The following is a 23,863-nucleotide window of genomic DNA, read 5'->3' as shown; positions in this document are numbered from 1 at the left end:
GCCGTCTCGTGCCATGCTCGGGCGGCGTGATCGCGCTTTTGCCGGCCGAACACCGCCGTGCTGGACAGGGCAGGGCGGCATGGCCTAGCGGCCCTTGGCATGACCGTTCAGCCCAGCGACTGCATCCTCATCGTCGATTTCGGCAGCCAGGTGACCCAGCTGATCGCGCGCCGCGTGCGCGAAGCGGGCGTCTATAGCGAGATCGCGCCGTTCAACGCCGCCGATGCCGCGTTCGATCGCCTCAAACCGAAGGGGATCATCCTCTCAGGCGGGCCCGCCTCGGTGACGACCGAGGGCAGCCCGCGTGCGCCACAGCGTTTGTTCGAGGCGGGCATCCCCGTGCTCGGCATCTGCTACGGCCAGCAGACCATGGCGATGCAGCTGGGCGGCAAGGTGATCACCTCGACGACGGGGGGCGAGTTTGGGCGCGCCTTCATCGAGGTGAAAAAGCGCTCGTCGCTGTTCGACGGCCTGTGGCGCGAGGGCGAGCGGCACCAGGTCTGGATGAGCCACGGCGACAAGGTCGACGCGCTTCCGCCGGGCTTCGAGCCGGTGGCCGTGTCCGAGGGTGCGCCCTATGCCGTGACCGCGGATGAGGCGCGGCGCTTCTATGGCGTGCAGTTCCACCCTGAGGTGGTTCACACGCCCGATGGCGGCCGCCTGATCGCCACCTTTGCCCGCCACGTCTGCGGTCTGGCCGGTGATTGGACGATGGCGGAGTTTCGCGAGGCGAAGATTGCCGAGATCCGCGCGCAGGTGGGATCATCGCGTGTGATCTGCGGCCTTTCAGGGGGCGTCGACTCGGCGGTCGCCGCGGTGCTGATCCATGAGGCGATCGGCGACCAGCTGACCTGCGTGTTCGTCGATCACGGCCTTATGCGCAGCGGGGAGGCGGATCAGGTGGTCGGCCTTTTCCGCGAGCATTACAAGATCCCGCTCGTCCACGTGAATGCCGAGACCTTGTTCATGTCCGGCCTGAAGGGGGTGACCGACCCCGAGGCCAAGCGCAAGTTCATCGGGAAGACGTTCATCGAGGTGTTCGAGGCGGAGGCCAAGAAGATCGGCGGTGCGGAGTTCCTCGCGCAGGGCACGCTTTATCCGGACGTGATCGAGAGCGTCAGTTTCACCGGCGGGCCTTCGGTGACGATCAAGAGCCACCACAATGTCGGCGGCCTGCCCGAGCGGATGAACATGAAGCTCGTCGAGCCGCTGCGCGAGCTGTTCAAGGACGAGGTGCGCGTGCTCGGCCGCGAGCTTGGCCTGCCCGACATGTTCGTCGGGCGGCACCCGTTCCCCGGGCCCGGCCTCGCCATCCGCATCCCCGGCGAGGTGACGAAGGAACGCTGCGACATCCTGCGCAAGGCGGACGCCATCTATCTGGAGGAGATTCGCGCCGCCGGCCTCTACGATGCGATCTGGCAGGCGTTCGCGGTGCTGCTGCCGGTGCGCACGGTGGGCGTGATGGGCGACCATCGCACCTATGACAGCGTCTGCGCACTCCGTGCCGTCACCTCGACCGACGGGATGACGGCGGACATCTATCCGTTCGATGCAGGCTTCCTGTCGCGTGTGGCAACGCGGATCGTCAACGAGGTCGAGGGCATCAACCGCGTTACCTACGACTACACCTCGAAGCCTCCCGGCACGATCGAGTGGGAATGAGCAGGCGCGACGATCCGGAAGATCGTCGTCTCTGTCAGCTCAATCGAGAGACCCGGTTTGCTAACGCGGCGTGTCCCCGTCAGACACCCTCGAGTGGCATGCGCGTCGGTGCCGGCTCGTCGGTTGTGTCCGCTCCGTCAGCCCGCTCTTCAAGCAGAACCTTGATCATCGCGACGATCGGATCGGCAAGCGCGAGACCGAGGATGCCGAACAGCGCGCCGAACAGCAGCTGGGCCCCGAGCACGAGGGCAGGGGCGAGATCGACGGAGCGCTTCGCCACCATCGGCACGATTAGATAGCCGTCGATGCCCTGCACCAGAACGTAGATCACGATCGCCCAAATACCCGTCTCGAACCCGGCGGAAAAGCCGACAAGGACGATCAGCACGCCCGAGATGATCGCACCGATATTCGGCAGGAACGCCATCAGACCGGTGATGATTCCGATCAGCGCCGCCATCGGAATGCCCACGGCCCACGCGAAGATGCCGGTGAACACGCCCTCCACCGCCATGCCGAGCAGCCGCCCGAACATCAGCAGCCGCAGCGTGCGGCCCATCCGCTTCGAGGTCTCGTAAAAGGCGTCGCGCTTGCCCATCGGCAGCATCCAGGCGACGCCGCGCTCATACAGGCGAGGCTCCACCACGAGGAAGATGCCGATGACGAGGATCATGGCGAGGCTGGAAATCGCGCCTAGAGCCGATCCGACGAAGCCGGTCAGCTGCCCCAGCGAGCCCATCAGCTGCTTGCCGATCGCGTTGAACTGCGCGCCTGCCGGGCCCTGCACGAGGCCCATCGAGCGGGCCCAGCCGAGCAGCCGGTCGAGCTGCGTCTGAACCGTGGTGCGGAGCACCTCGAACTGCCCGCCGATCGTCGCACCGGCATAATAGAAGGTCCACACTAGGAAGCCGAAGCCGGCCAGCGTGACGATCAGCAGCCGCCAGCCGCGCCCGATCGGCAACACGCGGCCGAGCAGGCGGGTGCCGCCATCCAGGATCGCGGCGAAGACGATGCCGCCGATGATCAGGAGGATCGGCTGCGCCAGATACCAGGTGGCGAGCACGGCGGTGGCGAGGCCGATCCACACCGCGGCCCGCTTCAACTCACGGACCGTGGTGGGGTCGCTCGCGTCGGAGGGGCCGGGCTGCTCGTTCCGCCGCGCCGGCGCCCTGTCGCTCACTGCTTGGTCGCCGGGTGGAGGCTGGTGCCGGCGCGGCCGCCGCGCATCGCCGTGAACCAGCTGAGCGGGTTCAACAGCTGCGACGTGCCATCGAGCGAGAAGGTGATGAACTCGGCACGCCCACCCAGATTCTCCCACGGAACAGGCCCGCCGAGGCCGCCATTGTTGACCGGGAAACGGCTGTCCGCCGAATCGTCGCGATTGTCGCCCATGAGGAAAACATGGCCGGCTGGCACGGTGATCTCGTCATACTCGTCCGAGATCGGAAAGTAGCCGAGATCGATCGTGTCATAGTTGCGGCCGTCCGGCAGCCACTCGTGGAACACGGGCAGCGCGCAGACGGGCTTGCCCCCCGGACCCATGACCCGGCGCGAAAACACCTTGTCGCCCGTGCAGGGCACGTTGGCGTCGATCGGGATCAACGCATCGGCCCGCTTCTCACGCCGCAGCGCGCGACCGTTCAGCCACACAGCGCCGCCGCGCACCGCGATCCGGTCGCCGGGCAGGCCGATCACACGCTTGATATAGTCGCTCTTCTCGCCGGGGGGCGTGACGATCACGATGTCTCCGCGGGTCGGCATGCGGCCGAACAGCCGTCCGTTCATGAAAGGGAGAACGTGGAAGGACGGCGACACCCACGACCAGCCATAGGGATATTTCGTCACCACCAGCCGGTCGCCCTTGAGCAGGGTCGGCATCATCGATTCGGACGGGATATAGAAAGGCTTGGCGAGAAAGCTGTGAAAGGCCAGCACCGCCAGCACGAGCCACAGCACGCCCTTCGCCTCGGCCCACCAGTCCGTGCCTTTGGCATGGGGCTGGACGGGCTGGCGCAGCGACTTGTCGGAGGCGGTCATATCGGCATCGGCCAACGGGGGTTCCTTCACGCAGGCGTGGGGCGCGCTTCAAGGATGACGAACGCCTGGGCCCAGGGGTGATCGTCGGTCAGGGTGAGATGGATGTGCATCGCGTGGCCCGGCGGCACCAACGCGTCAAGCGCGGCCTTGGCCCCGCCGGAAACCGCCAAGGTCGGCGCGCCGGACGGCAGGTTGACCACGCCGATATCCCGCATGAACACACCGCGGCTGAAGCCGGTGCCGACCGCCTTGGAGAAGGCCTCCTTCGCGGCGAATCGCTTGGCATAGGTTCCCGCGCGGGTCAGCGAGCGGCGCTCGGCGCGGGCGCGTTCGCGCTCGGTGAAGACGCGGTTGGTGAAGCGGTCGCCGAATCGGTCGAGCGAGGCCTGGATCCGCTCGATGCTGCACAGGTCCGAGCCCAGGCCGACGATCATCGCGCCGTATCCATCAGCGCGCGCATCGCCCGCACGCTCTCGCTCAGCCCGGTGAAGATCGCCTCACCGACGAGAAAATGCCCGATGTTCAGCTCGCGCAGCTGCGGAATGGCCGCGACGGGCACGACATTGTCGAAGGTGAGGCCGTGCCCGGCATGGATTTCCAGACCGTTCTTGGCGCCGAGTGCGGCGGCATCGGCAAGGCGGCGCAATTCCATCGACCTGTCCTCCCCCTCCAGCTCGGCATAACGGCCGGTGTGCAGTTCGACGACAGGGGCACCGAGGCGCAAGGCAGCGTCGATCTGGCGCGCATCCGGCTCGACGAACAGGCTGACGCGTATGCCGGCATCGACCAACGCCGCGACGAAAGGCTTCAGCCGATCAATCTGTGCCGCGGCATCGAGCCCGCCTTCGGTGGTCCGCTCCTCCCGCCGCTCGGGCACGATGCAGGCGGCATGCGGGCGATGGCGGAGCGCGATGGCGAGCATCTCGTCCGTCGCCGCCATTTCAAGGTTCAGCGGCACCGAGATGGCGTTCACCAGCAGATCGATGTCGTGATCGGTGATATGGCGCCGATCTTCACGCAGATGCGCGGTGATGCCGTCCGCTCCTGCCTCGACCGCCATGAACGCGGCGCGCAGGGGATCGGGATGGCCGCCGCCGCGCGCGTTGCGGATGGTGGCGACATGATCGATGTTGACGCCCAGGCGAAGCTGATTGGCCATTGGTGATCCGTTCCGTGCCTCGCTCGGGGAAGTCGCCCGGCTATATGGGGCGGCCGGGCGGCGGCGAAAGAGGGCGGTTCAGGCCGCGGCGCGGCTGCCGGGCTTTATCGCGGGGATCGCCGCAAGCTCGGGCGGCAGCGCATCCGCGGCGTAGGCAGGCACGTCGAGCTGGATCAGCGGAAAGAAGGGGACGCCCAGATCCACGGTGCCGTTGGAGCGATCCACCAGCGCCGCCGCGGCGATCACCTCCGCACCGGTCGCCTCGACCGCGGCGATCGCCTCACGCGAGGACAGGCCGGTGGTGACGACATCCTCGACGAGCAGCACCTTGGTGCCTGGAGCCAGCGCGAATCCGCGGCGCAATTCGAACGTGCCGGTGGGCCGCTCGACGAACATCGCATCGAGCCCGAGCGCCCGCCCCATCTCATGCCCGACGATCACGCCACCCATGGCAGGCGAAACGACCGCGCCGAGGCGGATCTTGATCTTGTCCGGCAAGGTGAAGGCGAGTGCGGAGGCCAGCCGGGCGGCGCGTGCCGGGTTCATCAGCACGCGGGCGCATTGCAGATAACGGGAGGAGCGCAGCCCCGAGGACAGGATGAAATGACCCTCGAGCAGCGCACCTGCGGCACGGAACTCCGCCAGCACCTCGTCTTCGGTCATCGCCTTTTCCCCGTTGCGCGGGGCGCCTTAGCCGCCTAGCGGGGACGCGGCAACCGCTTGAGGGGATGCGGACCCACGCCTATAAGGCGCGTGGTTCCGCGGCCTGACCGCTGATCGTCGCACCGTTTCGCGTGCCGGCATCGCGGCCGAGCTTGGGGGAAGAATGACGACGCTGAAGACCTTTCTGGCCGCGCTCGCGCTGACGACCCTGTCGGCCACGGCTGCTCCGCTGGCTGCGCAGACCGCCGCGCCGCCGTCGCCCGTCGCCAATCCGGGCGCGGTGCAGACCGCGCCGCAGGGTGCAGCCGTTGGCCCTGCCGTGGCAGCGCCGGCTGCTGCGGGTGGCCTGCCTGTAACGTCCGCGCCGGCGCCTGCCGCGGGGCCGACTGCCGGCACCAATGCGGGCGACACCAATGCGGTCGTGACCGACGCGGAGGCTGCCGCCTCGGCCGCCAAGCCGAAGGCGCCGCCGCTGGTCGCGCCGACGCCCGGCATCGGCATGCCCGACGGCCGCATGGGCCTGCAGGATCAGTTCACCGAAGTGGGCGAGGATGCGCGCACCTTCCACAACGCGATCCTGATGCCGATCATCACGGCGATCTCGCTGCTCGTCCTTGCGCTGCTGCTGTGGGTGATCGCGCGCTATCGCCGGAGCGCGAACCCGATTCCGTCGCGCACCAGCCACAACACCACCATCGAGGTGATCTGGACGCTGGCGCCGGTGCTGCTGCTGGTGGTGATCGCGGTTCCGTCGATCCGCCTGCTGGCCAAGCAATATGCTCCGCCCAAGGCCGACCTGACGGTGAAGGTGATCGGCAACCAATGGTATTGGACCTATCAGTATCCGGACAACGGCGACTTCGAAGTCGTCTCCAACATGCTGAAGGAGAAGAACGAGGTTCAGCCGGGCACGCGCGCGCGTACCGACCTCGACGGTCCGCGCTTGCTGGCGGTGGACGAGCGGATGGTGGTGCCCGCGGGCGCCGTCGTGAAGCTGATCGTTACCTCCAACGACGTGATCCACTCGTTCGCGGTGCCGGCGTTCTGGAACAAGATGGATGCGGTCCCGGGTCGCCTGAACGAGACCTGGTTCAAGGTGGATCGCCCCGGCGTCTATTTCGGCCAGTGCTCCGAGCTGTGCGGCGCGCGCCACGCCTTCATGCCGATCGCGGTCGAAGTCGTCCCGCCGGCGCAATATGCTGCCTGGGTCGCCTCCAAGGGCGGCACGATGCCGGGGGCTGCCGGTGCCGCAAACCCGGACGCGACGACGCCGGCCAGCCCGGCCACGGCAGCTCCTGCTGCTGCGGGTGCGCCGATGGCGGTGGGCGCCGCGGGTGCCCCGTCCGATCCCGCCGATAATGCTACTGCCGCGCCTGCGCCGACCACGCAGGGTGCGACCGCCAACGAAGGCTCGCAGACGAAATGACCGACACCACCGCAGGCGCGCTGCACTTCCAGGCGCATGATGATCACGCGCATCAGCACGATGCCGATCACAAACCGGCGTTCTTCCAGCGCTGGTTCATGTCCACCAACCACAAGGACATCGGCACGCTCTACCTGATCTTCGCGATCATCGCGGGGATCATCGGTGGCGCGATCTCGGGTCTGATGCGCGCCGAGCTGGCCGAGCCGGGGATCCAGTATCTCCAGGCCTGGTCGGGTGAGCAGGGCGATGCGGCGCTGCACTTCTGGAACGTCCTGATCACCGCCCACGGCATGATCATGGTGTTCTTCATGGTCATGCCGGCGATGATCGGCGGGTTCGGCAACTGGTTCGTGCCGCTGATGATCGGCGCGCCCGACATGGCCTTTCCGCGCATGAACAACATCAGCTTCTGGCTGCTGGTGCCGGCGTTCACGCTGCTGCTCGGCTCCGCCTTCACCGGCGGCGCAGGCACGGGGTGGACCGTCTATGCGCCGCTCTCCACATACGGTGAGCCGGGGCCGTCGGTCGACATGGCGATCTTCGCGCTTCACCTCGCGGGTGCGTCGTCGATCCTCGGCGCGATCAACTTCATCACCACCATCTTCAACATGCGCGCGCCGGGCATGACCCTGCACAAGATGCCGCTGTTCGTGTGGTCGGTGCTGGTCACCGCCTTCCTGCTGCTGCTCGCTCTCCCGGTGCTCGCCGCGGCGATCACGATGCTGCTGACCGACCGCAACTTCGGCACGACCTTCTTCGATCCGGCCGGCGGTGGCGATCCGATCCTCTACCAGCACCTGTTCTGGTTCTTCGGCCATCCCGAAGTGTACATCATGATCCTGCCGGGCTTCGGCATCGTCAGCCAGGTGGTCGCGACGTTCAGCCGCAAGCCGGTGTTCGGCTATCTCGGCATGGCCTATGCCATGGTCGCGATCGGTGTCGTCGGCTTCATCGTGTGGGCGCACCACATGTTCACGACCGGCCTGGACGTGAACACCAAGATGTACTTCACCGCGGCGACGATGGTGATCGCGGTGCCGACCGGCATCAAGATCTTCTCGTGGATCGCGACGATGTGGGGCGGCTCGCTCAGCTTCAAGACGCCGATGGTGTGGGCGCTGGGCTTCATCTTCATGTTCACGGTCGGCGGCGTGACGGGCGTCGTGCTCGCCAATGGCGGCGTCGACAACTACATGCACGACACCTACTATGTGGTGGCGCACTTCCACTATGTGCTGTCGCTGGGTGCGGTGTTCGGCCTGTTCTGCGGCTTCTACTACTGGTTTCCGAAGATGTTCGGGAAGATGTACAACGAGCTGCTCGGCCAGCTGCACTTTTGGGTGTTCTTCATCGGCGTGAACCTGCTGTTCTTCCCGATGCACTTCCTCGGTCTCGACGGCATGCCGCGTCGTTACCCCGACTATCCGGATGCCTTTGCCTACTGGAACAAGATCGCGAGCCATGGCTACGAGATCATGGCCGCCGGCATGGTGATCTTCTTCATCAACGTGATCTGGTCGCTGATCGCCGGCAAGAAGGCGCCCGACAATCCCTGGGGCGAGGGTGCGACGACGCTGGAGTGGACGCTGTCCTCGCCGCCGCCGTTCCACCAGTTCGAGACGCTCCCCGTCATCGACGGTGGCGACAAGCACTGAGGCTGGCCCGTCAGGTCGTAGCTGAGCGCCGCCCGTTCCTGCACAATGCGGGGGCGGGCGGCGGGAGTTTAAGATGAACGCGATCCCGCTGACCTCCGCCGCCACCGCTTATCCTGTGGCCGACTGGCGCGACTTCCTCGCGCTGACGAAGCCGCGCGTGCTGAGCCTGGTGGTATTCACCGGTCTCTGTGGTCTGTTGGCGGCACCGGTGACGATCCATCCCGTGCTCGGTTTCACCGCCATCCTGTGCATTGCGCTGGGGGCGGGTGCGGCGGGTGCGCTCAACCAGTGGTACGAAGCGGATCTCGACGCCAAGATGGCGCGGACAGCCAAGCGGCCCTTGCCCGCCGGGCGAATGGCACCCGAATCGGCGCTGCACTTCGGCGTCGGCTTGGCCGCCTTCTCGGTCCTGCTGATGGGGCTGGCGCTGAACCTGCTTGCGGCGGCGATCCTCCTCGCCTCCATCCTTTATTACGTCGTCATCTACACGGTGTGGCTGAAGCGCCGGACGCCGCAGAACATCGTGATCGGTGGCGGTGCCGGTGCCTTTCCGGCAATGATCGGCTGGGCCGCGGCGACGGGCCGTGTCGACATGCTGCCCGTGCTGTTGTTCGTCCTCGTCTTCCTGTGGACGGCGCCGCATTTCTGGGCGCTCGCGCTGTTCATCCGCATGGATTACGCCGCCGCGGGCGTGCCGATGCTGCCGGTGGTGGCGGGTCTGCGCATGACGCGGATCCAGCAGTTCCTCTACACGGTGCCGATGGCGGCATCGGCTGTGGCGCCATGGGCGCTCGGCTTGACCGGCATGCTCTACGGTGTCGCGGCAATTGCGCTTACCGTGCCGTTCGTCGTGCTGTCCGCCCAAGTGGCGCTCAGCCGGGAGAGCGATCCTGCCGCGATGAAGCCGGAGCGGCGGCTGTTCGCTTATTCGATCGTGTATCTGTTCGCCGTATTCGGCGCGCTGGTGGCCGATCGCTGGCTGCTCGCATGACGCCCGAAGAAGACATCCGCCGGCGCCAGCGCAACCGCGCGGCTGCGATGGCGCTGGTACTCGGCCTGCTGGTGGTGCTGTTCTACGCCATCTCCATCGCCAAGATGGCGGCGAAATGACGCTGGCGGAACGCAACCGCCGGCTGGGCCTGATCGCAGCTGCCTTTGTCGCGGCGATGGTCGGCGTCGGCTTTGCCAGCGTGCCGCTCTACCGGCTGTTCTGTCAGGCGACCGGCTTCAACGGCACCACGCAGCGTGCCGACGCCGTTCCCGAGACGACCCCCGTTGGCCGGATCGTCAAAGTCAGGTTCGATGGGAACGTGCAGCCCGATCTGCCATGGACCTTCCGCCCGGAGCAGACGGTGGAGCGCGCCGCACTCGGTGCGCGCAAGATGGCGTTCTTCACGGCGACGAACCTCGGCAGCGAGCCGATCACGGGCAGCGCCGTGTTCAACGTGACGCCTTCGCAGGCCGGCGGCTATTTCACCAAGATCCAGTGCTTCTGCTTCACCGAGCAGACGTTGAAGCCGGGTGAGACGGTGCGCATGCCGGTCATCTACTATGTCGATCCGAAGCTGGCTGACGACGCCAGGACGAGCGACATCGACGAGATCACGCTGAGCTACACCTTCTACCGCGCTACAAAGGGCGTGGAAAAGGCCGGGCGACCGGGCTAGGGCAAGGCAGCAATCATCCCCGCTGCCGCCGAGGCAAGCCGGGGTGCGACAGGGACGAGAAGGGCTGACGCATGGCCGGTGCCAAGAACCACGATTATCATATCCTGCCGCCAAGCTTCTGGCCCTTCATGGGCTCGATGACCGCGCTTGCGCTGACGGGCGGCGGCGTGATGTGGATGCACAGCCATCCGTTCGGCCCGTGGGTCTTCGCCCTCGGCCTCGCCGGCGTGCTGGCGACGATGTATTTCTGGTGGGCGGATGTGATCCGCGAAGCCCGCGCGGGGGATCATACGCCCGTTGTGCAGCTGCACCTGCGTTATGGCATGATCCTGTTCATCGCCTCCGAAGTCATGTTCTTCGTCGGCTGGTTCTGGGCGTTTTTCGACTTCTCGCTCTTCCCCTCGACCGTAGACGCGGTGGGCGGCACTTGGCCGCCGAAGGGCATTGAGGTGATCGATCCGTTCGCCTTCCCGCTGCTGAACACGATGATCCTGCTCTGCTCGGGCACGACCGTGACGTGGGCGCACCATGCGCTGCTGCACGGGGACCGTGCCGGCCTGAAGAAGGGCCTGTGGTGCACGATCCTGCTGGGCGCGCTGTTCAGCTGCATCCAGGTCTATGAATATGTCCATGCGCCGTTCGCCTTTAAGGGCCTGAACTACGGAGCCGCTTTCTTCATGGCGACGGGCTTCCACGGCTTCCACGTGCTGATCGGCACGATCTTCCTGATCGTCTGCCTCGTGCGCACCTACAAGGGTGACTTCACGCCGCGGCAGCATTTCGGGTTCGAGGCGGCCGCCTGGTACTGGCACTTCGTCGACGTGGTGTGGCTGTTCCTCTTTGTCACCATCTACGTCTGGGGCGGCTGGGGCGCGCCGATCCACGCTGGCTGAGCCGCACCGATCGCCGAGCGGGGTGGAGGTCGCGGTGCGCGGCCTCTGCCCGAAGTGCGGGGCCGCGACTTTGTTCGCCGGCCCCGTTCGTTTTGCGGACCGCTGCCGCGCCTGCGGGCTGGACTTCGCCGGCTTCAACGTCGGCGACGGGCCAGCGGCCTTCCTGACGCTCGGCATAGGCGCGCTGATCGTGATTCTGGCCGTGTCGGTGGAGCTGGCGTGGGAGCCACCCGTCTTGGTGCATGTGCTGCTCTGGCTGCCGCTGACCGCTGGGCTGGTGATCGGATCGCTACGCGTGGCCAAGGCGTGGCTGCTGGCCTCGGAATATCGCAACGCTGCGGGCGAGGGGCGGCGGCGTTGAACCCGCGCGCGCGTCGATTAGCGAAGGCGGGGGCGGTCAAACTCTCCGGATGTCTGCCGGCACGGCAGCAGGGAAGCTTCCGTAGCTGTCAGCTTCGTGGCTTGCGGATGGCTTCAGCATCGCTGGCCCGCCGCACTCGACATCTGTTCGCCGGAAAGGCTTGCCGGTGAGACGGGTTCCGGTCGTCGCCACGATCATCGTCTTGCTCGCCTGCACGACGATGGTTTGGCTGGGCGTGTGGCAGCTCCAGCGCGCGCGCTGGAAGGAGTCGTTGCTGGGGAGCTATGCGGCGGCGGAGGGTCAGCCGCTGCTGACGGGCTTGCCGGACGGGGCGATCGACGACCCCGAGAGCGTGGCCTTCCGGCGCGCTCGGCTGACCTGCTCCACCATGGATCCCGCGGTCCAGATCGGGGGGCGCAATCGCGCTGGGGCAACCGGATACCGCACCATCCGCGCGTGCCGGACACCGGGAGGCGCTCTCCTGATGGTCGATCTAGGCTGGGCACCGCCGGGCGGCGCGAAAGCGGTATCGGCCGAAGGGCTGAAAGACTTCACTGGCGTGTTGATCCCCGACCCCGTCTTGTTTGAGCGAGTGATGCCGGCCGAAACGGCCGCGATCGGCAAGAAGGTGCCGCTGCTGCTCGTTGCCGAGACGCCGGTGACGCCACTCCAGCCCTCCGTCCCGCCGTCGATCGCCGAGATCCCCAACAATCACCGTGCCTATGCGGTGCAATGGTTCCTGTTCGCCGCCACCGCGTTGATCGTCTATCTTCTGGCGCTCCGTCGTCGGCGGGGTTAAGCGGCGCGGCTTATGCGCTACGTCAGCACTCGCGGTTCCGCGCCGATTCTCGGCTTTGAGGATGTCACGCTCGCCGGTCTTGCGGCCGATGGCGGGCTTTACTTGCCCGAGATCTGGCCGACGCTGACGAGGGACGAGATCGCCGGGCTCGCAGGCCTGTCCTATGTCGAAACCGCCGTCGCGATCATGGCGCCATTCGTCGGCGATGCGCTGAGCCGGACGGAGTTGAAGCTGCTGTGCGAGGCGGCCTATGGGCGCTTCAGCCATGCCGCGGTGACGCCACTCACACAGCTTGACCATCGCCACTGGCTGCTCGAGCTGTTTCACGGGCCGACGCTGGCGTTCAAGGACGTCGCGCTCCAGCTGCTCGGCCTGCTGTTCGAGCGGTTTCTGTCCAGCCGCGACACGCACCTGACGGTGATCGGCGCGACCAGCGGGGATACCGGTTCGGCCGCGATCGACGCGCTGGCGGGGCGGGCCAAAGTCGACATCTTCATGCTGCACCCGCAGGGTCGCGTGTCCGACGTGCAGCGGCGGCAGATGACGACGGTACTCGCGCCCAACGTCCACAATATCGCGATCGACGGCAGCTTCGACGACGCGCAGGCGCTGGTGAAGGCGATGTTCGCCGACCGGGCGTTCGCCGGCCGGTTCAGCCTGTCGGCGGTGAACTCGATCAACTGGGCGCGGCTGATGGCCCAGATTGTCTATTATTTCTACGCCGCCGTGCGCCTCGGTGCGCCCGACCGGCCGGTCGCTTTCTCGGTGCCCACGGGCAACTTCGGCGACGTGTTCGCGGGCTACGTTGCCGCGCGCATGGGCCTGCCCGTCGCCAAGCTGATCGTCGCGACCAACGTCAATGACATCCTCCACCGCGCGCTCTCCGTGGGAGATTATTCGGTCGGTACCGTCACGGCGACTGCGGCGCCGTCGATGGATATCCAGGTCTCGTCCAATTTCGAGCGGCTGCTGTTCGACCTGCACGGCCGCGAGGGCGCGCGTTTGGCCGCATCGATGCAGGGCTTCGAGAGCGAGCGGAAGCTGGCGCTGACTGCGGACATGCTGTCGGAGGCGGGCGGCATCTTCGCCAGCGCGCGGGTGGATGCCGACGAGATGGCGCTGGCCATGCGTTGGGCGTGCCAGAATGCCAACGAGGTGATCGACCCCCACTCCGCTATCGGCCTCGCCGCCGCGCGCGCCGCTGCGCTGCCGGCCGACGTGCCGGTGGTGACGCTCGCCACCGCGCACCCGGCCAAGTTCGTCGAGGCAGTGGAGCGGGCGACGGGCAAGCGGCCGGGGCTGCCGGCGCGTGCCGCCGGCCTGTTCGAGCGCGAGGAGCGTTATGCGCGCCTGCCGGCCGAGATCGGCGCGATCGAGGCCTATATCGCCGAGCGGGCGACGCCGACCGCATGAGTGCGATGCTGCACCGCCTGTCCAACGGCCTGACCGTCGCGGTCGATCCGATGGCGGAGGTCGAGACGGTAGCGGTCGGCCTCTATGCCGATGTCGGCGCGCGATCCGAGCGCAAGGGAAAGGCCGGGCTCGCCCACATGGTCGAGCATATGCTGTTCAAGGGCGCCGGCCCGCGCGATGCCAAGGCGATCGCCGAGCATGTCGAGGATGTCGGCGGCAGCCTGAATGCCTGGACGGCGCGCGACCAGACCGTCTTTCATGCAAGGCTGCTCGGCGGCGATCTGGCGCTCGGCGTCGAGATCATCGCCGATCTCGTTCGCTCGGCGCACTTGGCGGAGGACGAGCTGGCGCGCGAGAAAGGCGTCGTCCTGTCCGAACTGGGCGAGGCACGCGACACGCCCGACGACATCGTGTTCGATCATCTCCAGGGCGCTGCCTTCCCCGATCAGGCGATCGGCGCGCCGGTGCTGGGCGACGAGGCGAGCATCGACGGCTTCACCCGTGACGACCTGACCGGCTGGCTCGCGACGCATTACCGGCCGGAGTCGCTGGTCCTGGCGGCGGCGGGCAAGGTGGACGCGGACGCGCTGCTGAAGCTGGCCGAAGCGCGGTTTGGCGATCTCCCTGCGGGCGGGCGGCCCGAGCCGGCGCCCGCCCGCTATGTCGGCGGACGCCATGCCGATCGGCGGAAGTTCGATCAGACGCATGTGACGCTCGCCTTTCCGACGGTCGGCCTGCTCGATCCGGCGCTGCACGCGATCGGGCTCTTCAGCCATGCGGCAGGCGGCGGCATGTCCTCGCGCCTGTTCCAGGAAGTGCGCGAGGCGCGCGGGCTTGCCTACAGCATCTACAGCTGGTCGCATCATTATGCCGATGCCGGGCTGTTCGGGCTCTACCTGGCGGCTGGGCAGGGCGATGCCGGCAAGGCGCTGGCGCTGGCGCGCGAGATCCTGACCGCGGTGGCGGACAATCTGGATGAGGCGGAGCTGGCGCGGGCCAAGGCCTATGGCCGCGCGAGCTTCCTGATGGGGCTGGAGGGCGTGCAGGCGCGCTGCGATCATCTCGCCCGGCAGATCCAGATCCACGGCCGCATCGTGCCGGCGGCGGAGTCCGTCGGGCAGATGGAGGCGGTGACACTCGCCGAGGCGCGGGCCGCAGGAGCGGCGGCGATCGGCGGCGGCGAGACGCTGGCGAGCGTCGGCGGCAAGCTGAAGGACGCGGCGTGAACGGCGCGGTGGGGCCGCTCGGGCAGCTCGTTGCCGAGCCGTGGGATGATTTCGGTCTGATCGACTCCGGCTATGGCCGCAAGCTGGAGCGCTACGGCCGCTTCCGCTTCATCCGGCCGGAGCCGCAGGCGATGTGGGCGCCGGCGATGGCCGATTGGGCGCATGATGGCGAGTTCATCGGCGCCTCCGACGAGGATGGCGGCGGCAAGTGGCACAACAATCGCGACGTGCCCTGGAATGGCTGGCACCTGAAGTGGCAGGACGTGCGCTTCCAGGCGCAGTGCACGCCGTTCCGTCACCTCGCTTTCTTCCCGGACATGGCGCCGCAATGGTCTTGGATGCGCGACCGGATCGCCGAGGGTGACGAGGTGCTCAACCTGTTCGGCTATACCGGCGTCGGCTCGCTCGCGCTGGCCGGGCGGGGCGCGCGGGTGACGCATGTCGATGCCTCGAAGAAGTCGGTCGAGCAGGGCAAGGCGAACGCCTTGCTGTCGGACATGGCGGACCGGCCGATCCGCTGGATGGTCGATGATGCCGCCAAGTTCACTGCGCGCGAGGTGCGCCGTGGGCGGCGCTATGACGGTATCATGCTCGATCCGCCGAAATTCGGCCGCGGCCCGACGGGCGAGACGTGGCGGCTGGAAGAGGGGCTGCCGGGCCTGATCGGCGACTGCGTCAAGCTGCTCGACGGTGAATCGAAGTTCCTCGTGCTCACCGTCTATGCGGTGCGCATGTCCGCGCTGGCGATCGGCGAGCTGCTGCGTCAGGCCACCGCCTCGCTCGGCGGCCAAGTCGAGGCCGGTGAGATGGCGGTGCGGGAGGAAGCGCGCGGCCTGCTGTTGCCGACCGCCATCTTCGCGCGCTGGAGCCGCTAGCTGCGCGCGGCGCGCAGCGCGGCACCGGCGACGAAGGGCGCGCCCGCGACGTAGAGCAGCGAGGTGGCGGCGAGCAGCTTGAGCGCACCGGCGCCCGCTCCTCCGAGCGCACCCGCGCCGAAGATCAGCAGCGGCACGGCCAGCGGCAGCATGACGAGGCCTGCCACCGCCCCCGCGCCGCGCAGCGAGCCGGTGAGCGCCGCCACCGCGACCCCCAGCGCCGCAAGCCCCGGCGTGCCGAGCGCCAGCCCCGCCTCAAGCCGTGCGAGCGTCGCGCCGCCCAGCCGCAGCAGCGCGGCGGCAGGCAGCGCCGCGACCATCAGCGCGGGCGCGAAGCTGAGCCACAGCGCGGCCAGCTTCGCCACGGCAACCAGCTCCTCGCCGATACCGCGGACTGCCAGCTGATCGATGACGCCCGCCTCCAGATCGGGCGCGATCAGCCGCTCGACCGGAAGCAGCGCGGCAAGCAGGGCGGCCATCCACAGAGCCCCGCCACCGCCGCGGGCGAGCAGCGCGGCATCGGGTCCGACCGCGAAGGGGAACAAGGTGGCGACCAGCAGGAAGAAGGCGATCGGCAGCAACGCCGCGCGCGCGCCTGCGCCGAGATCGCGACGGATCAGGCGGAGCAGGGTCATAGCTGGATCCCGCGCGCGTCGCTGAGGCCGATGGGCTGGTGCGTCGCCGCGAGCACGATGCCGCCCTCGGCGCGGTGCCTTGCCATGGCGTCCGCCAGCCGCTCACTGGCAGATGCGTCGAGGCCGTTCCCGGGCTCGTCCAGCAGCCAGATTGCGGCACCGCCGGCGATTACGCGGGCGAGCGCGGCACGGCGGCGCTGGCCGGTGGAGAGCAGGCGCACCGGCACCTGTGCGAGATGCGCGATGCCCATGGCGTCGAGCGCGTCGGCGACGGCACTCGGCCGTACCCGGTCGAGCGCCGCCCAGAAGCCGAGCGCGCGGGCGAGTGGCAGCGCCCCGTCGAGCGCGGTGCCGTCCGCCGCGGCCAGTGCGCGCGTGCCCTCTGCCTGCACCCGGCCGGCGGCGGGGCGCAGCAGCCCGGCGGCGATCCGCAGCAGGCTGGATTTACCCGCACCGTTCGGCCCCGTCACCAGCGCCGCTTCACCGGGCGCCAGCGTGAAGCTCAGCCCCTCGAACAGCAGCCGGTCGCCGCGCAGGCAGGCGACGGCATCGAACGCAAGGGTGGCGCTCAGGCCTCGTCCTCCAGAGCGTGCATCGCCTCGTCCGACAGGCCGAAATGGTGGCCGACTTCGTGCACCAGCACGTGCGAGACGAGCGCCTCGAGCGTGACCCCCGTCTCGATCCATTCCTCCAGCAAGGCGCGGCGGAACAGGTGGATCATGTCCGGCAGCTGGCCGCCCGCGGCCATGCTCTTCTCCCCCACGGCGACGCCGGTGTAGAGGCCGGTCAGGTCGAACGGATCGTCGATGCCGAGTTCGTCCAGCACGTCGTCGTCGGCGAACTCCTCCACCTTCAGCACGACGCCTTCGAGATGTGCGCGGAACGCCTGGGGCAGCCGCGCCATCGCGGCGCGGGCCATCTCCTCGATCTCATCCGCTGTCGGCGCGATGCGCCCCATTGCCCGCCTTTCTCTGTAACTCACGCGAATCGCTGGCATGACGCGCGGCCGAGTGCAAGACAGGGGCGCACCACGGGGGAGGAAGCCATGATCGAGCCATTGTCCGAAGCCGAGCGCGCCGACGCGCTCGATGCGCTGGCCGACTGGGATCATGACGATGGACGCGATGCGATCACGCGCTCGTTCAAGTTCGTCGACTTCAGCGAGGCCTTCGCCTTCATGACGCGCGTGGCCTTGCTCGCGGAGAAGGCGGACCATCACCCCGAATGGTCCAACGTGTGGAACCGGGTCGACATCCTGCTGACGACGCACGACGCAGGCGGGCTTTCGACGCGCGACGTGGCGCTGGCGCAGGCGATCGACGCGCTGGTGGAGTGACCGCGCCCGCGCTCCGCTGGGCAGGCGTTGCGAAGCGGTTCGACGGGGTCGTCGCGCTGGACGGCGTCAGCCTCGATGTGCCGGCAGGACAGTTCGTCGCGCTGGTCGGTCCCTCGGGGTCGGGCAAGTCGACCCTGCTGCGCACCGCCAACCGGCTGGTCGAGCCCGAATCCGGGCGGATCGAGCTGGATGGGGCAGATGTCGCGGTGGAGCCTGCGCCCTTGCTGCGGCGCCGGATCGGCTACGTCTTCCAGGAGATCGGCCTGTTTCCGCATCTGAGCGTGGCGGAGAATATCGTGCTGCCCGCGCGTGTGGCCGGGCGGAGCGCGCCCGACGTAGCCGAACTGCTGGCGCTGGTGGACCTGCCCGCCGAGGTGGCGCCGCGGCGGCCGGACGCGCTTTCGGGTGGGCAGCGGCAGCGTGTCGGCGTGGCACGCGCGCTGTCGACGGGGGCGCGGCTGATGCTGATGGACGAGCCGTTCGGCGCGCTCGATCCGGTCACCCGCGATGCGCTGGCGACGGCCGTGCGCGCGCTGCACGATCGGCTGGGCCTCACGACGGTGATGGTGACGCACGACATGGCGGAGGCGCTGCTGCTGGCGGATCGCGTCGTCGTGCTGGCGAAGGGCCGCATCGTGGCGGACGCAGCCCCGGCCACGTTGCTGGCGGGGGAGGCGGGGGCTGAGGCGGCGGCGCTGGTGGCGGTGCCGCGTGCGCAGGCGGAGCGGCTGGCGGCGATGGCGCGCGCGTGAACGCCGCACTCGCCCAACTGCCGGCGCTCGCCGTCAGCCACTTAGCGCTGGCGGCAGCAGCACTGCTGCTGGCGCTAGGCGTGGCCGTACCGCTGGGGCTGGCGGCGGCACGACGGCCTCGGCTGGCCCGCATCGCGCTGGGTATGGCGGGCATTGTCCAGACCATTCCGGGGCTGGCGCTGCTGGCGCTCTTCTACCCGCTGCTGCTGGCGCTCTCGACGCTGGTCGGTGCGCGAATGCCGGCGCTTGGCTTTCTGCCGTCGCTGCTGGCGCTCGCGCTCTATGCGGTGCTGCCGATCCTGCGCAATCTGGTGGCGGGGCTGCAGGGGATCGCACCCGGACTGATCGAGGCGGCCAACGGGATCGGGATGACCCCGTCGCAGCGCTTGCGGCTGGTGGAGCTGCCGCTGGCGGCGCCCATCGCCATGGCGGGTCTGCGCACGGCGACGGTGTGGACGATCGGTGCGGCGACGCTCTCTACCACGGTCGGCTATCCGAGCCTGGGCAACCTGATCTTCTCCGGCCTGCAGACGGAGACGTGGCCGCTGGTGCTGACCGGGTGCATCGCCGCGGCGGTGCTGGCGCTCGCGGCGGACGGGCTGCTCGCCCTGGTCGAGCGCGGACTGGCGACGCGGCGGCGGGGGCTGGTGATCGGGCCGGGTGCGATCGTGCTGGTGCTGCTCGGCGCCGCGCTGGCATGGGCGGCGTGGCCTGCCCCGCCCGTGGTGACGATCGGCGCCAAGACCTTCTCCGAGCAGTATATCCTGGCCCGCGTGATCGGGCGGCGGCTGGAGCAAGCGGGCTACCGTGTGCGCTACCGTGAGGGGCTGGGCTCGGCCGTGGCGCTGCGTGCGCTGGAGGCGGGCGAGATCGACGCCTATGTCGATTATTCGGGCACGCTGTGGAGCAATGCCATGGGACGGCAGCCGCCCGTCGATCGCGCCGCGATCACGCGCTGGCTGGCGGCGCGATCGGGCGTGCGCGTGATCGGGCCGCTCGGCTTCGAAAATGCCTATGCGCTGGCGGTGCGCGGCGATGCGCCGTTCCGATCGCTTCAAGACCTGGCCGGGGCGGCGCCGCGGCTGACCTTGGCGGCAGATCTGGAGTTCCTCGATCGGCCGGAATGGGCGGCCTTGCGCGAGGCCTACGGCCTGCGCTTCGCTGCGACGCGCGCCTATGCGCCGACCTTCATGTACCGGGCGCTGAGCGGCGGGCAGGCGGACGCGATCGCTGCGTTTTCATCGGACGGGCGGATTGCGGCGGACGGTCTGCGCGTGCTGGCGGACCCGCGCCATGCGCTACCGGCTTACGAGGCGCTGCTGATGGTCGCACCGACGCGGGCGCGGGACGAACGCTTCGTGCGCGCGCTGACGCCGCTGGTGGGCGCGATCCCGGTCGAGCGGATGCGTGCGGCCAATCTGATGGTGGACCGAGACCGCGACAAGCGCACGCCCGACGAGGCGGCGGCGTGGCTGGATCCACGCTGACCGCCCCGCCCGGCGCGGCTCAGTCGGGCAGGCCGTCGAGCAGCTTGTCGAGCGTGATCGGGAAGTCGCGCACGCGCACGCCCGTCGCATTGAAGACGGCGTTGGCGATCGCTGCGCCCGATCCGCAGATGCCGAGCTCGCCAATGCCCTTCACGCCGAGCGGGTTGGCGTAGCGATCGTCCTCCTCAAGGAAGGTGACGTCGATCGCCGGCGCATCGGCATTCACCGGCACGTGATATTCGGCAAGGTCGTGATTGACGAAGACACCGCGCCGTTCGTCCAGCGCGGCTTCCTCCATCAACGCGCCGCTCATTCCCCAGATCAGGCCGCCCAGCACCTGGCTGCGCGCCGTCTTGGGATTGAGAATGCGACCGGCGGCGAGCGTGGCATCGAGGCGGCGGACCCGGATTTCTCCGGTGACGGCGTTCACCGCCACCTCCGCGAACACCGCGCCATAGGCGACCTGCGTATGCGTCAGCTGGACAGCACCCGACTGGATCGTCCCTTCCGCCTCCAGAGGCTCGGGGCCGACCGCGTCGGCGAGCGGCATGGTCCGATTGCCCGTGATGACCTGCCCGTCCTTGAACGTGAGCTGGTCCGCCTCGACACCCAGACGCTTGGCGATCTGCTCGATCAGGGCCTCGGCGGCGACCAGGACGGACGAGGCGCCGCTGGCCGCGCCCCACGATCCGCCGGAGCCGGAGGATTTCGGCAGGGTCGAATCGCCCAGCCGCACCTCGATCGCGTCCATCGGCAGGCCGAGCACGTCGCCCGCCACCTGCGCCAGGATGGTGTAGGTGCCGGTGCCGATGTCCGTATGGTCCGTCTCGATCTCGGCGGTGCCCGCCGGCGTCAGCCGCACGCGCGCGGACGAGGTGGAGAGATAGTTGTTGCGCGACAGCGCAGCGACCCCGAGCCCGACCAGCCAATCGCCTTCGCGCCGTGCACCGGGTTGCGGCTTGCGCTCGGCCCAGCCGAACGCCTCGGCGCCCTGCGTCAGGCACTTGGCCAGCTTGCGGGTGGAGAAGGGCGTGCCCGCCTGCGGATCGGTGTCGGGTTCGTTGCGGAGGCGCAGCTCGACCGGATCGAGGCCGAGCGTGTGCGCCAGCTCGTCCATCGCGCTTTCCAGGGCGAGCATGCCGATCGCCTCGCCCGGCGCGCGCATGGAGACGGAGATCATCAGGTCCATCGCCGCCTGACGGTGCGACACGAGACGGTTCTCGCCCGCATAGAGCGTCGGGGTGGAGATGCCTGCCGGCTCGTAGAAGGTCTCGCCGTCGCGGTTGGAGACGAGGCTTTCGTGCGCGATGGCGAGGATGCGGCCGTCGGCCTCCGCCCCCAGCCGGATGCGCTGGATCGAATCGGAGCGGCGGCCGCTGATACCGAACAGCTGCTGCCGCGTGATCGCGATCTTCACCGGCCGCTTCAGCGCACGCGCGGCGACCGCGGCCATGACCGACTCGGGGTTCAGCCCCAGCTTGGAGCCGAAGCCGCCGCCGACATAGGGACTCATCAGGTGGATCTTGTCCGCCTTGATGCCGAGTACCTTGGCCAGCTGCGCGGCGACGTTGCCGATCATCTGGTAGGAGGCGTGGATGGTCAGCTTGCCCTCCGCCTCGTCCCACGATGCGGTGGCGGCGTGCGGCTCCATCGCCGCGTGGATCTGCGAGGGCGTGGTATAGGTGGCGTCGACCTGCACCGGCGCGGTCGCGAAGGCACCGTCGAAATCGCCGGTGTTCATGTTCGCCTTGTTGAAGAAGGGATAGCCCGGCGTCTTGGCCTTGGGTGCTTCCTCCGCCAGCACGAAGCGGCCGCCTTCCTCCGGCGCATAATCGACACGGACCTTGGCGGCAGCTTCGCGCGCGGCCTCGAACGTGTCGGCCACCACCATCAGCAGCGGCTGACCGTAGTGGGTTACGTGATCATTGCCCTGCTCGGGGTTCGAGCTGGTATTGGCCGCCTGCGTCGTCGTGCGCTTGCCCGCGTCGATCACCGCGACCACGCCGGGCACGGCGAGCGCGGCGTCGAAATCGTAGCCGTTCACCTTGCCGCGGGCGATGGTGGCGGTGACGAGATAGCCGAAGGCGACGTTCGCGGGGTGATGCTCATAGGCGTAGGGCGCGCGGCCGGAGACCTTGAGCGGACCCTCCTTGCGATCGAGCGGGGCGCCGATCAGGCCCTGCGGCGCATGATCGGCGCGGTTCAGGCCCTGTTTCGCGTTCATCCGCAGCGTGGCGGTGGTGCTGCTCATCGCGCAGTTCCTTCGGTGGCGTCACGGAGCGCGGCGACGAGCGTGCGGCGCAGCAGCGGGATCTTGAAGTCGTTGCCGCCCTGGCCCTCAGCCCCGGCGAGCAGCACCGCGGCGGCGCCGCGGAAGGCGGCATCATCGGGCCGTGCGCCGACCAGCGCTGCCTCAACGTCGGGATTGCGCCACGGCTTGTGGGCGAGGCCGCCGAAGGCGAGGCGGGCGGAGGCGATGCGGCCGTCCGCCACCTCGATCGCGGCGGCAACGGAGACGAGCGCGAAGGCGTAGGAGGCGCGATCGCGCACCTTGCGGTAGAGCTGGCGGCCGGGCGGCGGCGGCGGCAGGACGACCGCGGTGATCAGCTCGCCGGGCTTGAGATTGGTGTCGATGTGCGGCGTATCGCCGGGCAGGCGGTGGAGCTCGGCCAGCGGCAAGGTGCGCGTGGCGCCGCCGGGGCGGAGCGTCTCGACCTTGGCATCCAGCGCCAGCATGGCGACGGCCATGTCGCTCGGGTGCGTGGCGATGCACTTGTCGCTGGTGCCGAGGATGGCGTGGATGCGGTTGACCCCGCCGATCGCGCCGCAGCCGGAGCCGGGGTCGCGCTTGTTGCAGGGCAGAGCGGAATCGTAGAAATAATAGCAGCGGGTGCGCTGGAGCAGGTTGCCGCCCGTCGTCGCCTTGTTGCGCAGCTGGCCCGAGGCGCCGGCCAGCAGCGCTTCGGCCAGCAGCGGATAGCGGGTGCGGACGAGATCGTGCGCGGCGAGATCGCTGTTGGGAACCTGGCTCCCGATGCGCAGGCCGCCGTCCGCCTCCTCCACCTCATTGAGCGGCAGGCGGCTGATGTCGACGAGGCGTGCGGGCGTCTCAATGCCGAGCTTCATCAGGTCGAGCAGGTTGGTGCCGCCGGCGATGTAGCGCGCGCCGGTCTCGGCGACCGCCTCCTCTGGAGAGGCGGCGCGGGTGAGCGTGAATGGCCTCATGCCGGCTGCTCCCCGGCAAACTCGCTGATCGCGTCGACGATGTTCGGGTAGGCGGCGCAGCGGCAGATGTTGCCGCTCATCCGCTCGGCAATCTCCTCGCGGGTGAGCGCGGGGCGATCGGCGACCGAACCGGTGGCGTGGCTCGGCCAGCCCTGCCTGTGCTCCTCCACCATGCCGAGCGCGGACATGATCTGGCCGGGCGTGCAATAGCCGCACTGATAGCCGTCGTGCCGGACGAAGCCCGCCTGGAGCGGGTGGAGCGCCTGCGGCGTGCCGACGCCCTCGATCGTGGTGATGGCATCGCCCTCATGCATGGCGGCGAGCGCGAGGCAGGAGTTGATCCGCCGCCCCTCGACCAGCACGGTGCAGGCGCCGCACTGGCCGTGATCGCAGCCTTTCTTGGCGCCGGTCAGGTGGAGATGATCGCGCAGCGCGTCGAGCAGCGTGGTGCGGCTGTCGAGCGCCAGCGCATGATCCTCGCCGTTGACGGTGAGCGTGACGGACAGGCGCTGGGGCGCATCGGCCGGAGCGGAGCCGCCGGGCGCGACTTGCGGGGAGAGGGGCATGGCGGCTCCGTTGGGGCTGGAGG

Annotated in this window: 26 protein-coding genes; 15 read left to right on the top strand and 11 right to left on the bottom strand. The window is 68.7% G+C overall.

Annotation, left to right across the window (positions count from 1 at the left end; all coding sequences use genetic code 11):
• The first annotated feature begins 99 nt into the window (after positions 1 to 99).
• Positions 100 to 1,662: a glutamine-hydrolyzing GMP synthase gene (guaA, locus tag BM360_RS13000; protein WP_093315242.1), complete on the top strand. Its 1,563-nt coding sequence runs from the start codon at positions 100 to 102 to the stop codon at positions 1,660 to 1,662.
• Positions 1,663 to 1,741: 79 nt separating this feature from the next.
• Here the strand turns inward: guaA and BM360_RS12995 are convergent, their stop codons facing one another.
• The 5 genes from BM360_RS12995 to pyrE form a co-directional block, all read right to left on the bottom strand.
• Positions 1,742 to 2,842 (bottom strand): AI-2E family transporter, encoded by a 1,101-nt coding sequence (locus BM360_RS12995; protein ID WP_093315240.1) that lies wholly within the window; start codon positions 2,840 to 2,842, stop codon positions 1,742 to 1,744.
• Positions 2,839 to 3,699 carry a signal peptidase I gene (gene lepB, locus BM360_RS12990; RefSeq protein ID WP_093316046.1) on the bottom strand — a complete coding sequence of 287 codons (861 nt, stop codon included), beginning with the start codon at positions 3,697 to 3,699 and terminating at the stop codon, positions 2,839 to 2,841. The genes BM360_RS12995 and lepB overlap by 4 nt, the downstream gene beginning before the upstream one ends.
• Before the next feature lie 26 nt (positions 3,700 to 3,725).
• On the bottom strand, positions 3,726 to 4,133 hold the full coding sequence (acpS, locus tag BM360_RS12985; protein WP_093315238.1) for a holo-ACP synthase: 408 nt from the start codon (positions 4,131 to 4,133) through the stop codon (positions 3,726 to 3,728).
• Complete coding sequence (locus tag BM360_RS12980; protein ID WP_093315237.1) at positions 4,130 to 4,858, bottom strand: pyridoxine 5'-phosphate synthase; 729 nt, start codon at positions 4,856 to 4,858, stop codon at positions 4,130 to 4,132. Before BM360_RS12980 ends, acpS begins: the two co-directional genes overlap by 4 nt.
• A gap of 78 nt (positions 4,859 to 4,936) precedes the next feature.
• A complete protein-coding gene (gene pyrE, locus BM360_RS12975; RefSeq protein ID WP_093315235.1) occupies positions 4,937 to 5,521 on the bottom strand; it encodes an orotate phosphoribosyltransferase in 585 nt (194 codons plus the stop codon).
• A 163-nt stretch (positions 5,522 to 5,684) separates the two neighbouring features.
• Here pyrE and coxB point away from each other — a divergent pair, with 163 nt between their 5' ends.
• The 11 genes from coxB to BM360_RS12925 all read left to right on the top strand — a co-directional run bounded on the left by coxB (position 5,685) and on the right by BM360_RS12925 (position 15,839).
• Positions 5,685 to 6,947: a cytochrome c oxidase subunit II gene (gene coxB, locus BM360_RS12970; RefSeq protein ID WP_093315233.1), complete on the top strand. Its 1,263-nt coding sequence runs from the start codon at positions 5,685 to 5,687 to the stop codon at positions 6,945 to 6,947.
• Positions 6,944 to 8,605 (top strand): cytochrome c oxidase subunit I, encoded by a 1,662-nt coding sequence (gene ctaD / locus BM360_RS12965; protein WP_093315231.1) that lies wholly within the window; start codon positions 6,944 to 6,946, stop codon positions 8,603 to 8,605. The genes coxB and ctaD overlap by 4 nt, the downstream gene beginning before the upstream one ends.
• A 73-nt stretch (positions 8,606 to 8,678) precedes the next feature.
• On the top strand, positions 8,679 to 9,596 hold the full coding sequence (locus tag BM360_RS12960) for a heme o synthase (RefSeq protein ID WP_093315229.1): 918 nt from the start codon (positions 8,679 to 8,681) through the stop codon (positions 9,594 to 9,596).
• A complete protein-coding gene (locus BM360_RS20040) occupies positions 9,593 to 9,715 on the top strand; it encodes a hypothetical protein (protein ID WP_278247437.1) in 123 nt (40 codons plus the stop codon). The genes BM360_RS12960 and BM360_RS20040 overlap by 4 nt, the downstream gene beginning before the upstream one ends.
• Complete coding sequence (locus tag BM360_RS12955; RefSeq protein WP_093315227.1) at positions 9,712 to 10,272, top strand: cytochrome c oxidase assembly protein; 561 nt, start codon at positions 9,712 to 9,714, stop codon at positions 10,270 to 10,272. Before BM360_RS20040 ends, BM360_RS12955 begins: the two co-directional genes overlap by 4 nt.
• A gap of 71 nt (positions 10,273 to 10,343) precedes the next feature.
• A complete protein-coding gene (locus BM360_RS12950) occupies positions 10,344 to 11,165 on the top strand; it encodes a cytochrome c oxidase subunit 3 (protein ID WP_093315225.1) in 822 nt (273 codons plus the stop codon).
• Positions 11,158 to 11,526, top strand: coding sequence for a DUF983 domain-containing protein (locus BM360_RS12945; RefSeq protein ID WP_093316045.1), 369 nt, complete (start codon positions 11,158 to 11,160; stop codon positions 11,524 to 11,526). Before BM360_RS12950 ends, BM360_RS12945 begins: the two co-directional genes overlap by 8 nt.
• 166 nt (positions 11,527 to 11,692) lie before the next feature.
• Complete coding sequence (locus BM360_RS12940) at positions 11,693 to 12,325, top strand: SURF1 family protein (protein ID WP_242653476.1); 633 nt, start codon at positions 11,693 to 11,695, stop codon at positions 12,323 to 12,325.
• 12 nt (positions 12,326 to 12,337) lie between these two features.
• The gene (thrC, locus tag BM360_RS12935) at positions 12,338 to 13,738 is read left to right on the top strand and encodes a threonine synthase (RefSeq protein ID WP_093315223.1); all 1,401 of its coding nucleotides are present in this window, start codon (positions 12,338 to 12,340) and stop codon (positions 13,736 to 13,738) included.
• A complete protein-coding gene (locus tag BM360_RS12930; protein ID WP_093315221.1) occupies positions 13,735 to 14,964 on the top strand; it encodes a M16 family metallopeptidase in 1,230 nt (409 codons plus the stop codon). The genes thrC and BM360_RS12930 overlap by 4 nt, the downstream gene beginning before the upstream one ends.
• On the top strand, positions 14,961 to 15,839 hold the full coding sequence (locus BM360_RS12925) for a class I SAM-dependent methyltransferase (RefSeq protein WP_207544594.1): 879 nt from the start codon (positions 14,961 to 14,963) through the stop codon (positions 15,837 to 15,839). The genes BM360_RS12930 and BM360_RS12925 overlap by 4 nt, the downstream gene beginning before the upstream one ends.
• On the opposite strand, the gene BM360_RS12920 is transcribed toward BM360_RS12925, so the two are convergent.
• The 3 genes from BM360_RS12920 to BM360_RS12910 are packed head-to-tail and all read right to left on the bottom strand — an operon-like array spanning position 15,836 to position 17,432.
• Positions 15,836 to 16,474, bottom strand: coding sequence for a heme exporter protein CcmB (locus BM360_RS12920; RefSeq protein WP_093315219.1), 639 nt, complete (start codon positions 16,472 to 16,474; stop codon positions 15,836 to 15,838). The genes BM360_RS12925 and BM360_RS12920 overlap by 4 nt on opposite strands.
• Positions 16,471 to 17,046 carry a heme ABC exporter ATP-binding protein CcmA gene (gene ccmA / locus BM360_RS12915; protein WP_093316041.1) on the bottom strand — a complete coding sequence of 192 codons (576 nt, stop codon included), beginning with the start codon at positions 17,044 to 17,046 and terminating at the stop codon, positions 16,471 to 16,473. Before ccmA ends, BM360_RS12920 begins: the two co-directional genes overlap by 4 nt.
• Positions 17,043 to 17,432, bottom strand: coding sequence for a metallopeptidase family protein (locus BM360_RS12910; RefSeq protein WP_242653475.1), 390 nt, complete (start codon positions 17,430 to 17,432; stop codon positions 17,043 to 17,045). The genes ccmA and BM360_RS12910 overlap by 4 nt, the downstream gene beginning before the upstream one ends.
• Positions 17,433 to 17,519: 87 nt before the next feature.
• Between BM360_RS12910 and BM360_RS12905 the strand changes: the two genes are divergently transcribed.
• The 3 genes from BM360_RS12905 to BM360_RS12895 are packed head-to-tail and all read left to right on the top strand — an operon-like array spanning position 17,520 to position 20,049.
• Positions 17,520 to 17,810, top strand: coding sequence for a 4a-hydroxytetrahydrobiopterin dehydratase (locus BM360_RS12905; protein ID WP_093315217.1), 291 nt, complete (start codon positions 17,520 to 17,522; stop codon positions 17,808 to 17,810).
• On the top strand, positions 17,807 to 18,562 hold the full coding sequence (locus BM360_RS12900) for an ATP-binding cassette domain-containing protein (RefSeq protein ID WP_242653474.1): 756 nt from the start codon (positions 17,807 to 17,809) through the stop codon (positions 18,560 to 18,562). The genes BM360_RS12905 and BM360_RS12900 overlap by 4 nt, the downstream gene beginning before the upstream one ends.
• Positions 18,559 to 20,049, top strand: a complete 1,491-nt coding sequence (locus tag BM360_RS12895) for an ABC transporter permease/substrate-binding protein (protein ID WP_093315213.1) — start codon at positions 18,559 to 18,561, stop codon at positions 20,047 to 20,049. Before BM360_RS12900 ends, BM360_RS12895 begins: the two co-directional genes overlap by 4 nt.
• A gap of 19 nt (positions 20,050 to 20,068) precedes the next feature.
• On the opposite strand, the gene BM360_RS12890 is transcribed toward BM360_RS12895, so the two are convergent.
• From BM360_RS12890 to BM360_RS12880, 3 genes are read right to left on the bottom strand one after another with little or no spacing between them, the layout of a single operon-like run.
• Positions 20,069 to 22,300: a xanthine dehydrogenase family protein molybdopterin-binding subunit gene (locus tag BM360_RS12890; protein ID WP_093315211.1), complete on the bottom strand. Its 2,232-nt coding sequence runs from the start codon at positions 22,298 to 22,300 to the stop codon at positions 20,069 to 20,071.
• Positions 22,297 to 23,274: an FAD binding domain-containing protein gene (locus tag BM360_RS12885; RefSeq protein WP_093315209.1), complete on the bottom strand. Its 978-nt coding sequence runs from the start codon at positions 23,272 to 23,274 to the stop codon at positions 22,297 to 22,299. The genes BM360_RS12890 and BM360_RS12885 overlap by 4 nt, the downstream gene beginning before the upstream one ends.
• Positions 23,271 to 23,840: a 2Fe-2S iron-sulfur cluster-binding protein gene (locus BM360_RS12880; RefSeq protein WP_093315207.1), complete on the bottom strand. Its 570-nt coding sequence runs from the start codon at positions 23,838 to 23,840 to the stop codon at positions 23,271 to 23,273. Before BM360_RS12880 ends, BM360_RS12885 begins: the two co-directional genes overlap by 4 nt.
• Between the last annotated feature and the right edge of the window lie 23 nt (positions 23,841 to 23,863).

Origin of the sequence: Sphingomonas jatrophae (assembly GCF_900113315.1) — a bacterium.
Lineage (GTDB): Bacteria > Pseudomonadota > Alphaproteobacteria > Sphingomonadales > Sphingomonadaceae > Sphingomonas_P > Sphingomonas_P jatrophae.
Note: the sequence above shows the minus strand (reverse complement) of the source record. Positions and strands in the feature narration are given on the sequence as shown.

Bases quoted from the DNA above. Each gene is read 5' to 3' on its own strand.
- guaA (WP_093315242.1), top strand. From the start codon at position 100: ATGACCGTTCAGCCCAGCGACTGCATCCTCATCGTCGATTTCGGCAGC.
- lepB (WP_093316046.1), bottom strand. From the start codon at position 3,699: ATGACCGCCTCCGACAAGTCGCTGCGCCAGCCCGTCCAGCCCCATGCC.
- acpS (WP_093315238.1), bottom strand. From the start codon at position 4,133: ATGATCGTCGGCCTGGGCTCGGACCTGTGCAGCATCGAGCGGATCCAG.
- BM360_RS12980 (WP_093315237.1), bottom strand. From the start codon at position 4,858: ATGGCCAATCAGCTTCGCCTGGGCGTCAACATCGATCATGTCGCCACC.
- pyrE (WP_093315235.1), bottom strand. From the start codon at position 5,521: ATGACCGAAGACGAGGTGCTGGCGGAGTTCCGTGCCGCAGGTGCGCTG.
- coxB (WP_093315233.1), top strand. From the start codon at position 5,685: ATGACGACGCTGAAGACCTTTCTGGCCGCGCTCGCGCTGACGACCCTG.
- ctaD (WP_093315231.1), top strand. From the start codon at position 6,944: ATGACCGACACCACCGCAGGCGCGCTGCACTTCCAGGCGCATGATGAT.
- BM360_RS12960 (WP_093315229.1), top strand. From the start codon at position 8,679: ATGAACGCGATCCCGCTGACCTCCGCCGCCACCGCTTATCCTGTGGCC.
- BM360_RS20040 (WP_278247437.1), top strand. From the start codon at position 9,593: ATGACGCCCGAAGAAGACATCCGCCGGCGCCAGCGCAACCGCGCGGCT.
- BM360_RS12955 (WP_093315227.1), top strand. From the start codon at position 9,712: ATGACGCTGGCGGAACGCAACCGCCGGCTGGGCCTGATCGCAGCTGCC.
- BM360_RS12950 (WP_093315225.1), top strand. From the start codon at position 10,344: ATGGCCGGTGCCAAGAACCACGATTATCATATCCTGCCGCCAAGCTTC.
- thrC (WP_093315223.1), top strand. From the start codon at position 12,338: ATGCGCTACGTCAGCACTCGCGGTTCCGCGCCGATTCTCGGCTTTGAG.
- BM360_RS12930 (WP_093315221.1), top strand. From the start codon at position 13,735: ATGAGTGCGATGCTGCACCGCCTGTCCAACGGCCTGACCGTCGCGGTC.
- BM360_RS12920 (WP_093315219.1), bottom strand. From the start codon at position 16,474: ATGACCCTGCTCCGCCTGATCCGTCGCGATCTCGGCGCAGGCGCGCGC.
- BM360_RS12910 (WP_242653475.1), bottom strand. From the start codon at position 17,432: ATGGGGCGCATCGCGCCGACAGCGGATGAGATCGAGGAGATGGCCCGC.
- BM360_RS12905 (WP_093315217.1), top strand. From the start codon at position 17,520: ATGATCGAGCCATTGTCCGAAGCCGAGCGCGCCGACGCGCTCGATGCG.
- BM360_RS12890 (WP_093315211.1), bottom strand. From the start codon at position 22,300: ATGAGCAGCACCACCGCCACGCTGCGGATGAACGCGAAACAGGGCCTG.
- BM360_RS12885 (WP_093315209.1), bottom strand. From the start codon at position 23,274: ATGAGGCCATTCACGCTCACCCGCGCCGCCTCTCCAGAGGAGGCGGTC.
- BM360_RS12880 (WP_093315207.1), bottom strand. From the start codon at position 23,840: ATGCCCCTCTCCCCGCAAGTCGCGCCCGGCGGCTCCGCTCCGGCCGAT.